Source organism: Pseudoalteromonas sp. J2K-J599 (assembly GCF_059295115.2).
The window spans coordinates 1,511,821-1,525,684 of the sequence record NZ_CM200271.1 but is presented as its reverse complement, the minus strand read 5'-3'; the positions used below and the strand labels follow the sequence as shown (position 1 = coordinate 1,525,684).

12 protein-coding genes are annotated in these 13,864 nt (G+C 40.1%); 4 read left to right on the top strand and 8 right to left on the bottom strand.

The window, feature by feature from the left end:
* Positions 1-131: 131 nt before the first annotated feature.
* Genes fabG through yceD form a run of 5 tightly spaced genes read right to left on the bottom strand, consistent with a single transcriptional unit; the run spans position 132 to position 3,626 of the window.
* The gene (gene fabG / locus AC5NT5_RS06930) at positions 132-878 is read right to left on the bottom strand and encodes a 3-oxoacyl-ACP reductase FabG (RefSeq protein ID WP_002962378.1); all 747 of its coding nucleotides are present in this window, start codon (positions 876-878) and stop codon (positions 132-134) included.
* An 11-nt stretch (positions 879-889) separates the two neighbouring features.
* Positions 890-1,816 carry an ACP S-malonyltransferase gene (fabD, locus tag AC5NT5_RS06925; RefSeq protein ID WP_002962379.1) on the bottom strand — a complete coding sequence of 309 codons (927 nt, stop codon included), beginning with the start codon at positions 1,814-1,816 and terminating at the stop codon, positions 890-892.
* 52 nt (positions 1,817-1,868) lie between these two features.
* Positions 1,869-2,909, bottom strand: coding sequence for a phosphate acyltransferase PlsX (gene plsX, locus AC5NT5_RS06920; protein ID WP_182711385.1), 1,041 nt, complete (start codon positions 2,907-2,909; stop codon positions 1,869-1,871).
* Between the two features lie 12 nt (positions 2,910-2,921).
* On the bottom strand, positions 2,922-3,092 hold the full coding sequence (gene rpmF / locus AC5NT5_RS06915; RefSeq protein ID WP_002962381.1) for a 50S ribosomal protein L32: 171 nt from the start codon (positions 3,090-3,092) through the stop codon (positions 2,922-2,924).
* Positions 3,093-3,101: 9 nt separating this feature from the next.
* Entirely contained in the window at positions 3,102-3,626 is a 525-nt protein-coding gene (yceD, locus tag AC5NT5_RS06910; protein ID WP_007375269.1) for a 23S rRNA accumulation protein YceD, read from the bottom strand.
* A gap of 131 nt (positions 3,627-3,757) precedes the next feature.
* Between yceD and AC5NT5_RS06905 the strand changes: the two genes are divergently transcribed.
* Positions 3,758-4,357, top strand: a complete 600-nt coding sequence (locus tag AC5NT5_RS06905; protein WP_154903353.1) for a Maf family protein — start codon at positions 3,758-3,760, stop codon at positions 4,355-4,357.
* Between the two features lie 9 nt (positions 4,358-4,366).
* Here the strand turns inward: AC5NT5_RS06905 and AC5NT5_RS06900 are convergent, their stop codons facing one another.
* A complete protein-coding gene (locus AC5NT5_RS06900; RefSeq protein ID WP_494513198.1) occupies positions 4,367-5,029 on the bottom strand; it encodes an HAD-IA family hydrolase in 663 nt (220 codons plus the stop codon).
* Complete coding sequence (gene rluC, locus AC5NT5_RS06895; protein ID WP_024596136.1) at positions 5,026-5,985, bottom strand: 23S rRNA pseudouridine(955/2504/2580) synthase RluC; 960 nt, start codon at positions 5,983-5,985, stop codon at positions 5,026-5,028. The genes AC5NT5_RS06900 and rluC overlap by 4 nt, the downstream gene beginning before the upstream one ends.
* 772 nt (positions 5,986-6,757) lie before the next feature.
* Here rluC and rne point away from each other — a divergent pair.
* Positions 6,758-10,087: a ribonuclease E gene (gene rne / locus AC5NT5_RS06890; protein ID WP_494513199.1), complete on the top strand. Its 3,330-nt coding sequence runs from the start codon at positions 6,758-6,760 to the stop codon at positions 10,085-10,087.
* Positions 10,088-10,984: 897 nt separating this feature from the next.
* Here the strand turns inward: rne and yejK are convergent.
* Positions 10,985-12,001: a nucleoid-associated protein YejK gene (gene yejK, locus AC5NT5_RS06885; protein ID WP_182692863.1), complete on the bottom strand. Its 1,017-nt coding sequence runs from the start codon at positions 11,999-12,001 to the stop codon at positions 10,985-10,987.
* A gap of 62 nt (positions 12,002-12,063) precedes the next feature.
* Here yejK and AC5NT5_RS06880 point away from each other — a divergent pair, with 62 nt between their 5' ends.
* Together AC5NT5_RS06880 and AC5NT5_RS06875 are read left to right on the top strand one after the other, a co-directional pair.
* Positions 12,064-12,276, top strand: a complete 213-nt coding sequence (locus tag AC5NT5_RS06880; RefSeq protein ID WP_002961475.1) for a YejL family protein — start codon at positions 12,064-12,066, stop codon at positions 12,274-12,276.
* 5 nt (positions 12,277-12,281) lie between these two features.
* A complete protein-coding gene (locus AC5NT5_RS06875) occupies positions 12,282-13,778 on the top strand; it encodes a DUF3413 domain-containing protein (protein ID WP_494513200.1) in 1,497 nt (498 codons plus the stop codon).
* Positions 13,779-13,864 lie beyond the last annotated feature (86 nt).

Below are 13,864 nucleotides of genomic sequence, written 5' to 3'. Positions count from 1 at the left end.
TGTGTGTTTTGTCTTTTATCGCTTATTTTCGCAGCGATTTCAAGTATGTTTAAAGCAAGTTCACAAATAATTCAATGTTTTTGAGGTAACTTACTTAACTTTATTAGGTAACAATGTGGGTACAATGGTTATTAAACCATGTACATCGCGCCATTTACATGCAAAGTTTCACCTGATACGTACGCAGCAGCGTCAGATGCTAAATAACATACCGCAGCTGCAATTTCGTCTGGTTGGCCTAAACGCCCTGCTGGAACATTTGCAAGTGTTGCTGCTTTTTGCTCATCAGTTAAATCATCAGTCATATCAGTTTGAATAAAACCAGGTGCCACTACGTTTACTGTAATACCACGTGATGCCACTTCGCGTGCAAGTGACTTAGAAAAACCAATGACGCCTGCTTTAGCCGCTGCATAGTTAGCTTGTCCTGCATTACCCATAGTGCCCACTACTGAGCCAATATTGATAATACGACCTTTCTTTTTCTTCATCATTGGACGAAGTACCGCTTTAGATAAACGGAAAATCGAGCTTAAGTTAGTGTCGATTATATCGTCCCATTCAGTCTCTTTCATACGCATTAATAGGTTGTCACGTGTGATACCTGCGTTATTAACAAGTACGTCAATATCGCCAAAATCAGCTTTTATTGCGGCAAGTGTCGCTTCAATAGATGCAGGATCCGTTACGTTTAATGCATAACCTTTACCATTGTCACCTAAGTACTCGCTGATTTTAGCAGCGCCTGACTCGCTTGTAGCTGTGCCTGCAACTTTTGCACCTTGCGCAACTAATGTTGTTGCAATTGCTTTACCAATACCACGGCTAGCGCCAGTAATTAGGACAATTTTGCCCTCTAAAGAAAATAAATTAGACATTTTATATACTCTTATTTAGCTGCAGCGATTGAAGCGGCATCGTTTACTGAGCCACAAACCATTGCTTTATCAATTCGTTTCGCAAGCCCTGTTAATACTTTACCAGGACCAAATTCGTAGCTTTGCGTTACATCTTGTGCAACCAAGGCTTGTACTGTTTCTGTCCAGCGAACTGGGCTGTATAGTTGACGTACTAGTGCATCTTTAATTGCATCAGCGGTCGATTCAGCTTTTACATCAACATTATTAATTACATCACACTTAGGTGTATTAAATGTTAAAGCGGCCAAGTCTACCGCTAGCTTATCAGCAGCTGGCTTCATTAGTTCACAATGTGAAGGTACGCTAACCGAAAGTGGTAATGCGCGTTTAGCACCAGCATCTTTACATGCTTGTGATGCTCTATCTACTGCCGCTTTATGCCCTGCAATAACAACTTGACCAGGAGAATTGTAGTTAACTGGAGATACAACCTCACCTTGCGCTGAGGCAGCACATGCCGCTTTTATTTCTTCATCGCCTAAGCCAATAATCGCAGCCATTGAACCTACGCCTGCAGGTACAGCTTCTTGCATGTATAAACCACGGTTTTCAACAAGCTTAACAGCTTCACTCAAGCTTACTACGTCGCTACATACTAGTGCTGAATATTCACCTAAGCTGTGCCCCGCCATAACAACGTCTGCATCTGGGTTTGCTGCAAGCCAATCACGGTAAATAGCAACACTTGCAGTTAATAATGCAGGTTGTGTACGATGAGTTTGATTTAATTTTTCTTCTGGGCCATTAAGAACTAGCTCTGCTAAGTCGTAACCCAGTGCATCTGATGCTTCTGCAAATGTTGCTTTAACAATGTCAGAACTCTCTAGTAGCTCTTGTAACATACCAACGCTTTGCGAGCCTTGACCTGGGAATAGAAGTGCAATTTTTTGTGCCATACTTTGCTCTTTTTAATTAAACAAATAAATAATGAAATACACGGCACATCAATTATTGATTAACCGCCGTGTCTTTAGAATGTGTTTTTTCGAAAATAGCGGCTATTTTATCAGGAAGTTGACGTTCAACCTCTTTTACCGCTTCATCAATTGCTGCTTGAAATGCTTTAGCTGACGCATTTCCATGACTTTTAACGACAATACCGCGCAATCCTACCAGAGAAGCACCGTTATACTGGTCGGGGTTCACCCTTTTATAGAGTTTTTTTATTATTGGACGCAATATAAACGCCATACATTTATACAAAAGGTGCTTTTCGAGCGCAGCTGTAAACTTATTCATAATAAGCTTGGCAATGCCTTCGCATGTTTTGAGCGCCACGTTACCCACAAACCCTTCGCATACAATAACATCAGCCTTGCCAGAAAAAATATCACTTCCTTCGCTGTAACCAATGTAATTAATATGTGGGCTTTGCTGCATTAATTGTGCAGCCTGTTTAATATCGTCGTGGCCTTTAATGTCCTCAGCGCCAATATTTAATAAGCTAACGCGAGGGTTATCGCAGCCAAGTGCTTGGCCAGCAACTACAGAGCCCATAATCCCAAACTGATACAGCATTTGCGCATCGCAGTGCACATTAGCACCTAAGTCGAGTAAATATACTGGGTTTTGGCTTTCTGTAGGAACAGATGAAATGAGTGCGGCACGTTTAACACCTGGCAGCATTTTTAATACATAGTGAGCCATAAAAAATAAAGCGCCGGTATTACCTGAGCTAACACACGCTTGTGCTTCGCCCGCTTTAACTAAATCAAGGGCAACACGCATAGATGAATCTTTTTTTGAACGTACAGCAATTGCAGGTTCGCAGGCGTTAGTGACTATTTCACTACAGTGACGAATTATGAGTCTTGGATGAGATAAAGAATCGAGGGATTCGAGTTCTTTAGATATAACGTCTTCATTGCCACATAAAATGAGACTTAAATTGGCATGAGCATTCACCGCATGAACGGCAGCAGGAATAGATGAACGGGGGCCGTAATCGCCCCCCATCATATCTAACGCTATGGTTAGATCTTTCAGCATATAAGTAATCTCTTATTTAGAAATTACTTGAACGCCTTTGTAGTAACCATCTGCAGTCACATGGTGACGACGATGAGTCTCACCAGATGTTTGATCTACAGTTAAAGTTGGACCACTGATCGCATCGTGTGAACGGCGCATGCCGCGTCTTGCACGAGACTTTTTGCTTTTTTGTACAGCCATAGTCTTCTCCTAAGAATCTTTCTTAAGTTGTTTCAAAATATCAAATGGATTAGGTTTATCATCTTCCGCCTTTAATACACCAAAGCTGGCAGGCTTTGCTGAATAACTGCATGAAGCTTCGTTGTGGGTAGCCACTAATGGAATTGCTAAAATTAGTTCGTCTTCAATTAAATCAAAAACGTTAACTTCACCATTTTCATCAAGTGCTACTTCGTCGTAGTCTTCAGGAAAAATATCTAACTCTGTATCTTCACCTACTGGTGAATATGCAAAGTCTTGAACCAAATCCAACCCTAAATCACCATTACAACGTTGACAAATGACAGTAACATGTGTGGACAAATTGCCTCTAATCACAGCGAAACCTTGATCATCGTTTTTGCAATGTATTTTTACCGCTATTTCACCTACTTCTTCCTGCACAACTTTCTCTAAACGAGTAAGTTTTTCAAGCGGTACAATTCCGTCATACTTTAAACGGTGCTGCGCTGCTTTGCCTGGATGAAGAGTGATGGGAATTTTCACCTTTTGCATAGGGGCTGCATCATATAGATAGTTAGTTTGTTAGTCAAAGTAAAAAACCATTTTTACTTGGTTTTTAACGTGTTTTACTCTCGGATCTGATTTATCCTAACTCAATCTGAATTATCGTAGGAAAACAGTCCATGAAGCTTCCACTCATTTTAGCGTCAAGCTCGCCTTTTAGGCAGTCTTTATTACAAAAATTTAATTTACCCTTTGATACGTTTTCACCCGACGTTGACGAATCAGCACTTGAATGCGAAACACCTACTGAACTGGTTAAGCGTTTAAGTGAGTTAAAAGCCTCAGCAGCTAATAAACACTTTAAAAAAGGGTTAGCAATTGGATCAGACCAAGTCGCTGTGTTTAACAATCAAATTTTAGGTAAACCGCACAATAAACAAAACGCTCTAAAACAACTAAATTTATTTAGCGGTAATACTGTAACATTTTTAACTGGGCTTTGTGTTTACGATATTGTAACTGGAACAAAAAAAACCTGCGTAGAACCTTTTAATGTGACGTTTAAAACCCTAAGTGATGCACAAATTAGTGCTTATTGCGACGCAGAGCAGCCTTATAACTGTGCTGGCAGCTTTAAAAGTGAAGGGTTGGGTATCTGTTTATTTGAAAAACTAAGCGGAGACGATCCTAATAGCTTAATTGGATTACCATTAATTAAACTCAGCCAATTACTGGCTGAGTTTGGTATTGATGTGCTTACCGCTCAAAACAAGCTCTAGTTAAATAAATTAGCCAAGCAAAACCTGTTGCAATTGCAGATAATTATCTACCGTTGCAACAGGGCTAAGCTTATTTAGCTGCTGTGCGTTATGTACACCCATTGTTACGCCAATTCTATCCATGCCTGCAGCTTTTGCCATTGTCATGTCTATTTGGGTATCACCAATCATTACAGCGTCTTGAGCGCTTATGCCAAGTTCTTCAAGTAATTGATACAGCATATTTGGAGAGGGCTTAGACAGTGCTTCGTCGCTTGTACGTGTTGCACTAAAAAAATGTCTAAGTTGGCTTTGATCAAGCAAACGCTCTAATCCATCTCGACCTTTACCTGTTGCAACCGCTAAAACAATGCCCTGCTCTTTTAAGGCACCTAAAACGCTGACAACATTATCAAATACAGGAGTTGGCGTGGTATCAACACTATATTGGTGTTTATACCCTTTAATTAGCGCTTGATGCTGCGCGACATTATCGGGAAATAAAACATCAATTGCTTTTTCAAGCGACATACCAATAATATTTTTAATTGCTAAATCACTTGGCGCCACTAAATTAAGTGACTCAGCACTACTACGAATACAGTTAACTATTTTAGTGACTGAATCCATAACGGTGCCATCCCAATCAAAAATGACGAGCTTATATTTTTTAATCGGCGTCACTGCAATCACTGTTTTGCGTCTCGTAATTTTAGTAATGTATTTTTAAGCGTTTTATCAAGGGGCGCTTCAATACGCATCGTTGTTTCGTTTTTAGGATGATAAAAACTTAAATCGTGTGCATGTAAGAATAAACGGTTTAACCCAACTTTACGCATAGATTCATCAAACCCCTGGTCACCGTATTTATCATCGCAGGCGATAGGATGACCTTTACATTGTGTATGAACACGAATTTGGTGCGTACGTCCTGTAACAGGAGATGCTTGTACAAGTGAGCAATCGTTAAAACGTTCAAGTACTTTAAAACGCGTATGCGAAGGCTTGCCCTCAGTGTTATCTACACGTACTACGCGTTCACCCGATTTAAGTGTATTTTTACGCAGCCCTTCGGTAACGTTTTTAGTTTTAGAGTCCCACTGCCCTTCTACAAGTGCCCAGTAATTTTTTTCCATGGTTTTTTCACGAAGCTGTTCATGCAATGCTGTTAACACCGAACGGCGCTTTGCAATAAGTAAACAGCCCGATGTATCACGGTCAAGCCTATGTACTAGCTCAAGATTGCGCTCTTCTGGGCGAAGCGCGCGCAGCGCTTCAATTAAACCATAACTTAAACCACTGCCACCATGAACAGCCATACCTGAAGGTTTATTTATGACGATAAGGTATTTATCTTCAAATAAAATATCGTTTTCTAGGCGAGTTACTTTGTCTAACTTTGATGGTACAAACTCTTCACGCTCAGCAACTCTGATAGGTGCAATACGCAGTACATCGTCAAGCTGTAGTTTATATACAGGCTTAATACGCTTTTTATTAACGCGTACCTCACCTTTGCGCAAAAGTTTATAAATAGCGCTTTTAGGCACCCCTTTTAAATGGGTAATAAGAAAGTTATCAATACGCTGACCTAAATGGTCTTCATTGATCGTGACATAAGTTACTTGTAAGTCGTTTTTTTCTGACATTGCCTAATCACTAATTTAAGTAAAATAATTTAGTTGCTAACACTGTAATAATAGTGGGATAATCAGCAGCGCAAATATTTAGTATTTGCAAATAACAACGGTGCTTTTTAACACATTAAAACATTCGTGATGCACATTCTGGGTAGCCGATCATACAGATCCGAGTTAAGTTTTCCAAAGCTTTTATGCCTCCTCAGTTAACACGTGCGATCAATTAACGGCAATGCGCGTAATATATTGCTGGTTAAGTTTGAACATGAAGCGATTTTTAATGTGCTAGAGAAAGCAATGAACAGATAATTTGTCTGATAGTGACGACGTAAAAAACGTCGTTCAGCACTAGCTCAATTATTGTAGTACCGTACAGCAGCTTATTTAGAATTAAAAAAATCTAATAAATAAGCGTTCATTAACATCGGCAGCGATTTTTGCTCTTAAAACGGATATTAGCGATACATCAGTCTGTATTGCTCACCAACTTAATGAGCCCTACGCGCCTAATATGAATGATATTTAGTAAGATTAATATGACAGGCCGACTTCTGGGTAAAACTTGTAAACGTAGCTGAAAAGCCGACAGTTTTAGCACCATTAAGAATTTAATAGCGGTAATAATCGCTATTGTTTGCCAGCATTTAAAATACTGCATACGAGATACAGAGCCGTTCCGTTAAAGACCCAGTCGTGAGGCTGCACATTCTAAAAATAGGGACAACTGAACAGGCGAGAAAAACATCGTCATGTCAGCGACATAAATAAGTAGAGTAACAATATGAAACGTATGCTAATCAATGCAACGCAGCAAGAAGAAATGCGCGTAGCACTGGTTGATGGCCAGCGCCTTTATGATTTAGATATCGAAAGCCCAGGTCACGAACAGAAAAAAGCCAATATTTATAAAGGCAAAATCACTCGCATTGAACCATCTCTTGAAGCAGCATTTGTTGATTACGGTGCTGACCGCCATGGTTTCCTTCCTTTAAAAGAAATTGCACGTACTTACTTCCCTGCAGGTTACACTTTTCATGGTCGCCCTAACATTCGCGACGTAATAAAAGAAGGTCAAGAAGTAATAGTACAAGTTGATAAAGAAGAACGCGGCCAAAAAGGCGCAGCGTTAACTACTTTTATCAGTGTTGCTGGTAGCTATTTAGTTCTTATGCCTAATAACCCTCGTGCTGGCGGTATTTCTCGTCGTATTGAAGGTGATGAGCGAACTGAACTTAAAGAAGCATTAGGTCGTTTAGAACTACCTAAAGGTATGGGCTTAATTGTTCGTACAGCGGGTGTTGGCAAGTCATTTGAAGAACTTAACTACGATTTAAAAGCACTATTAGTACATTGGGATGCAATTAAACAAGCAGCCGATAGTGCTAAAGCACCGTTTTTGATTCACCAAGAAAGCAACGTGATTTTCCGCGCAATACGCGATTATTTACGTCGTGACATTGGCGAAATTTTAATTGATAAACCACGTGTTTTTGAAGAAGCTAAAGCGCACATTGAGCGTTTTCGTCCTGACTTTATGAGCCGTGTTAAGCTTTATCAAGGTGACACGCCTTTATTTACACATTATCAAATTGAAAGCCAAATTGAGTCTGCATTCCAGCGAGAAGTACGTCTTCCTTCTGGTGGTTCAATCGTAATTGACCCTACTGAAGCACTGACATCTATAGATATCAACTCGTCTAAGGCAACTAAAGGCGGCGATATTGAAGAGACAGCACTTAATACAAACTTAGAAGCGGCCGATGAAATTGCACGTCAATTACGTCTTCGTGACCTAGGTGGTTTAATTGTAATCGACTTTATTGATATGACTCCTCCACGCCATCAACGTGAAGTAGAGAATCGTTTAAAAGATGCAGCGCGCCCAGACCGTGCTCGCGTTCAAATTGGTAAAATCTCACGCTTTGGTTTACTTGAAATGTCGCGCCAGCGTTTGCGTCCTTCATTAGGTGAAGCAAGCCAAGGCCCATGTCCACGTTGTAGTGGCCAAGGTACTATTCGTTCAAACGAATCAATAGCACTTTCAATTCTTCGCTTAATTGAAGAAGAAGCAATTAAAGACAATACAGCACAAGTAAATGCACAAGTGCCTGTTGCTGTTGCTGCTTATTTATTAAATGAGCAACGTCGTAGTGTTCATCGCATTGAAAAACATCATAAATGTGACGTAGTGATTATTCCAAATCAACATATGGAAACACCACATTATGAAGTTATGCGCTTACGTAAAGACGAAACACTTGAAACTGTAAGTTACGGACAAGTTGTTGCACCAGAGCCTGAAGTATTCGAGATGTCAAAATCTCCAAGTACGCCAGTCCGTGAAGAGCCGATGCTAAAAGGCGTGGTAATGCCTTCTACTCCTGCTCCACAAGCAGCGCCAGCTAAAGCCGTAGAGCCTACTGCGGTAGCACAAACTAAAACTGAAAGTGGCTTACTAGCTGCTATTGGTAATTGGTTTAAGTCGTTATTCACAAGTGAATCTGAAGAAGAGAAAAAAGAAGCTGTAGAAAAAGAGCAGCAAGAAACGCGCAATAATGCGCGTCGTGGTAACGATAATCGTCGTCGTAATAACAATCAACGTCGTCGTAATAATAACCCACGCACTAACAAGCCGCGCAATGAGCGTCCAGCCGCTGAAGAGGAAGCTAAAACTGACTCAGCAGCAAGCACCGAGACTCAAGAGAGAAGCGAGAACCGCAACAAGCGCCGTCGTAACCCTAACTCTCGTAAGCGCCCAGAGCATAAAAACCAAGAAAAAGATCAAGTTAAAACTGAAGCCCCTGCAAAGGCGGAAGTAGAAACTGATTCTAAGCCAGCACAAGCTGCAGAGCCTAAAGAGCAGAAGCCTAAAGTTCGCCGTCAACGTCGTAACATACGTAAAAAAGTACGTCTGCAAGATGAAAAAGCTGAGCAAGCTAACTCAACAGAGCAAGCACCTGAGCAAACGGCTGTAACTGAAACTCCACAAGTTCAAGAGCAAGCTCCTGCTGTAGAAAAGCAAAAGCAAACTCCGGCAGAAAAAACAGCTCACATTAAAGAAGAGAAAGTTGATGTTGTTGATTCTAACGATGAAACAGCAACTACTGAAGACGAACAAGAGCAAACACGTACACGTTCACGTCGTTCTCCTCGTCATCTTCGTGCATCTGGTCAACGTCGTCGTCGCCCTGAAGGTGAAGCAGAAGTTAAATCTGATGAAGCCCCTGCATTTATTCCAGTTGCTGATCAAGCTGCTGCAGAATACGAAGCAGAACTTAAAGCTAAATCAGAAGAAACACCGGTAGATGCGTCGCAACAAGTTGAACAAGCCGTTGCGGTTGAAGACTTAGCAAAGGTGGAAGCTGTAGAAGAGCCAGTAAAAGCTAAAGAACCGGCTAAAGCTGAAACGCCAGTAGTAACTGAAGAGCCTGCTAAAATTGAAACACCAGTAGCAACTGAAGAGCCTGCTAAAGTTGAAACACCAGTAGCAACTGAAGAGCCTGCTAAAGCTGAAACGCCAGTAGCAACTGAAGAGCCTGCTAAAGTTGAAACACCAGTAGCCACTGAAGAGCCAGCTAAAGTTGAAACACCAGCAGCAACTGAAGAGCCAGCTAAAGTTGAAACGCCAGTAGCAACTGAAGAGCCAGCTAAAGTTGAAACGCCAGTAGCAACTGAAGAGCCAGCTAAAGTTGAAACGCCAGTAGTAACTGAAGAGCCTGCTAAAGTTGAAACATCAGTAGTAACTGAAGAGCCTGCTAAAGTTGAAACGCCAGTAGCAACTGAAGAGCCAGCTAAAGTTGAAACGCCAGTAGTAACTGAAGAGCCTGCTAAAGTTGAAACATCAGTAGTAACTGAAGAGCCTGCTAAAGTTGAAGCAAAAGTGAAAACTGAAAAATCAGCACCGCATGTTAAAACAGCGGTTACTCAAGGGTCAGCAAGTGCGCCAATGGCACAACCGACTCCTGTAGCTGATAGCGAAGTGAAACATACGTCTGTAGCAATGGCTCACGATAAACGTGAACTAGTTCCAGACAGTGGTTTACGTGCAGGTTCAATCAAACCTGCTGGTCGTGCAAGCTCTGCAATGACTAAAACAATGAGTGTTGATTAATAACTAACATTCATTAAAAAGCCCCGCTATTTAATAAATAGCGGGGCTTTTTTGTTCATATGATTTGAATAATTATTAAAGTTTCTTCACGCCCACAATAAGCGATTTATTCACAAAGAGGTAAAGAGACGCTGCGCTTTTAGAGGTAGTAAAAAGGCTAAGTCTTGTTAATAAAGCACGACTTGTGTTTTCTCATTTACTCCTCTTTCACTTCTCTTTGTGCAATAGATCTTTAAGTGGTGTTTTATTAGCAAAGAAATTAAATAAACAGAAGCGTTGCTTCTCGCGTAAGCAAGCTTCACGACTTCAGCCGAAATTTAACACCGTGAATAAAATTAACCTGTAGACGCACAACTTGTTGGCGTGACGGGCACAAAGCCCGTAAAAAGTAATTTTTTCACAAAGAGGTTAAGAGACGCTGCGCTTTTAGAGGTAGTAATAAGGCTAAGCCTGTCAATAAAGCATGACTTGTGTTTTCTCATTTACTCCTCTTTCACTTCTCTTTGTGCAATAGATCTTTTAGTGGTTTTGTTAGCAAAGAAATTAAATAAACAGAAGCGTTGCTTCTCGCGTAAGCAAGCTTCACTACTACAGCCAAATTTAACACCGTGAATAAAATTAACCTGTAGACGCACAACTTGTTGGCGTGACGGGCACAAAGCCCGTAAAAAGTAATTTTTTCACAAAGAGGTTAAGAGATGCTGCGCTTTTAGAGGTAGTAATAAGGCTAAGCCTGTCAATAAAGCATGACTTGTGTTTTCTCATTTACTCCTCTTTCACTTCTCTATGTGAAATAAATCTTTAAGGTTTTTTTTCCGATGCAACGAATTTATATACCGATACAAAAAAGCGCGATATAAATACCGCGCTCTTAAATCTGCTTTTTACTTGTGAAATTTACTCGCTTTCACTTTCCATAAAACGTTGTAACTGATCTTTTAAGTTTGGCGGAATACCTTTAATTACAAGCGTGTCAGTTGCCTCGTTGTAAGTTACGCGCTCACCTAAGTGTTTACGTTCAAAGCTTACACTCACACCACCACCAAGACCTGAGAACTTAACCATGCTGGTTACGGTTTTCTTATCAACAGGGAAAGTTTCTTCTAAGTCATAGCTTTGTTCTTTACAAAAACTATCAAACGGGCTGTCATCGCCTTTTGTAAGCGTTGCAGATAGCTCTCTTACGCTGGCATCTTCACCAGTTGTCACACAGTCATTACAGTAGTCAAAAACTTGTTTACGTAAATCGTCTTTTTCTGATTTATCAAATTGTTGCTCAGATAAATAATCCTCTACTGCGCTAAGCATTACTTGGCTTTGCTGTTTTGAATCAATACCCTCTTCACAACCTAAAAAGTCTAAGAAAAAGTCAGCAACTTTACGTCCAGCTCGCCCTTTTATAAATGAAATATAACGGTTGTCGTCAGCTTGTGTATCCCACGCTGTTAAATCGATACGAGCAGCAAGTTGCATGCGTGATATGTCTAAATGACGAGAAGCGGCTAAATCAAGCTCTGAGGTCATAGAATAATGCTCTTTGATGTTAATCATCGCAATTAGCATGTAATCAGTTGCAACGTACTGGTAATGACAAAATACTAAATAGCCTGTTTCACTAAATGCATATTTATCAAGCTCTTCTTTTAAAACCGTTGAGGCTTGCTCGGTCATATGCCAAAAGCCTAACTCATCATTACGGTAACTTTGCATTGCAGATGCTACAACACTGTTTTTGTCACCACTGAAAGCACAATAACCTTTACCAGGTTTACCATTGTATGCATGATGTAATTGTTCGATAAAAACGGCTACTTTATCGTTAATTACCATCTCATCATTTCGAAGGTGAATTTGCGTATCGTCGTCTTTTTTGTCTACATAGTGAACGACTAATTTTTTAACGTCTGTTGTCATCTTTGTTTTTCACGCCTCTAGTGTTAAAATACGAGAATATAACTATTTTATTGAACCAACTAATGCCAATCTTATCAAAATACTCTAATGAAGAAGTAGAACAAATCGTCGATCAGCTTATTGATGTGCTAACTAAACACAATGCGCCGGTTGATTTAAGTCTTATGTGTTTAGGAAATTCTATCACGCATATCTTAAAAGAGCATGTACCAACAGGGAAAAGACAAGCTGTAACCGAGAACTTTGCAAAAGCGCTCGCGCAGTCGGTTAAATAAAATTTATGAATTTATCGCAGCACAATCAATTTTCATCAAAAGCGAGTCAGCTGCTAAGTTGGGGGCATTGGTTTACCTTTGCCAATATCGGCTTAGCCCTGCTTATTAGCTTAAGCTATTTATTTGCAGACTCGCCACCTACAAGCTTTTTAGGCATTACCTATATGCTAGTTACTTGGCTAAGCCACACTAGTTTTATAGCCTTTTTAGCGTTTGTGCTGACGGTATTTCCGCTTAGTTTAGTATTCCCCTACCCACGACACATTCGCGGCATGGCCGCTGTTATAGCCACTGTAGGCGCATCATTGCTTACTCTTGATGCTTATGTGTATGTTAATTTAGGTTATCACCTAAGTATATCTGCCTTACCTGAAATCATTTCATTGTTGTGGCATCGTTTAACAAGCTCTCCTGCTTTAACAACCATTTTAGCCATTGGTATTGTTGTTGTTATTTTAGGCTTTCAGCTACTTGTTAGTAATTACACATGGCACCACCTTGAGCGTTTAAAGCAATATAAATTTGCACGTTACGCAATTTCTTTCTTAATCGTGTGTTTTTCGCTTAGCCACAGTATTCATATTTGGGCTGACGCCAATTTAAACTTTGACGTAACAAAACAAGATAATGTTTTGCCACTTTCATACCCTACTACCGCTAAAAGCTTGTTAGCTAAAAATGATCTGCTAGATATAGAAAGCTACGAGCAAGCACACAACGTAAAAATTAATAACCAAAATATTAGTTATCAAATGCCAAGCCCGCTTGAAAAATGCGAGGACTACACACAAGCCAATGTAGATATATTTGTATTTGAAACTCAACAACAACTCGAAAAGTTTGTTGCCGAGAATAAAAACATGCACAAAACAGAGCAGTTTTTACAGCCAACAAATCATGACGATACGTTATTTAGCTTAGTGTATGGTTTACCCGCTTTTTATAAAGCAGCAATTTTAACCGAGCAGACACTCCCAGTTTGGCAAAGTCAGCGCCGTAGCATTGAAGTAACTGGCATTGAAGAACTAAGCTTTATTAATGATCAAGCACATAGCTCTAGTGCTATTCGAGTAATTAAAGCGAGTGATACCCCTACTGTTCGAGATGATGAAACACAGGTTTTTGCTTTTAGTCTTGCCAATAACAAGCAAGAAGTAGTAACCACCTCAACTTTATACAGCTCTGACAAACGTATTTCTAAGGTAGATGGGCTAATTCAACCTAGCGATTTAATTGCAACAAGCGTTGGGCAATATTTAAATTGTAAAGCTATTGCCAAGCAAACAATGCTAGGCGTTAATCTATACAAGAAAAAAGACGATATGGGCGTGAACTACTCTCAGGGTGTTGTTATAGCCTATAAAAAAGATAGGATTACCTTAATAGATTCAGATGGTAACTTTAAAAACATTTCCGCCGCTGAAGGTTTTTCTATTGAACAAGGTTTAGATATACCATTTTTAGTACAGAGTATTAAAAAGCTCAAAACCTTTACCCAATAACAGTTATCCTAACCTAGCTTGATATACCACCAAGCTAGGTTATAGTTTTATATTGTTGTTAGATATAAAAACCAAGGATGACATGT

Coding starts and splice junctions, on each gene's coding strand:
- yceD (WP_007375269.1), bottom strand. CDS start 3,626: ATGCAAAAGGTGAAAATTCCCATCACTCTTCATCCAGGCAAAGCAGCG.
- rluC (WP_024596136.1), bottom strand. CDS start 5,985: ATGTCAGAAAAAAACGACTTACAAGTAACTTATGTCACGATCAATGAA.
- yejK (WP_182692863.1), bottom strand. CDS start 12,001: ATGACAACAGACGTTAAAAAATTAGTCGTTCACTATGTAGACAAAAAA.
- rpmF (WP_002962381.1), bottom strand. CDS start 3,092: ATGGCTGTACAAAAAAGCAAAAAGTCTCGTGCAAGACGCGGCATGCGC.
- rne (WP_494513199.1), top strand. CDS start 6,758: ATGAAACGTATGCTAATCAATGCAACGCAGCAAGAAGAAATGCGCGTA.
- AC5NT5_RS06880 (WP_002961475.1), top strand. CDS start 12,064: ATGCCAATCTTATCAAAATACTCTAATGAAGAAGTAGAACAAATCGTC.
- AC5NT5_RS06875 (WP_494513200.1), top strand. CDS start 12,282: ATGAATTTATCGCAGCACAATCAATTTTCATCAAAAGCGAGTCAGCTG.
- fabD (WP_002962379.1), bottom strand. CDS start 1,816: ATGGCACAAAAAATTGCACTTCTATTCCCAGGTCAAGGCTCGCAAAGC.
- fabG (WP_002962378.1), bottom strand. CDS start 878: ATGTCTAATTTATTTTCTTTAGAGGGCAAAATTGTCCTAATTACTGGC.
- plsX (WP_182711385.1), bottom strand. CDS start 2,909: ATGCTGAAAGATCTAACCATAGCGTTAGATATGATGGGGGGCGATTAC.
- AC5NT5_RS06905 (WP_154903353.1), top strand. CDS start 3,758: ATGAAGCTTCCACTCATTTTAGCGTCAAGCTCGCCTTTTAGGCAGTCT.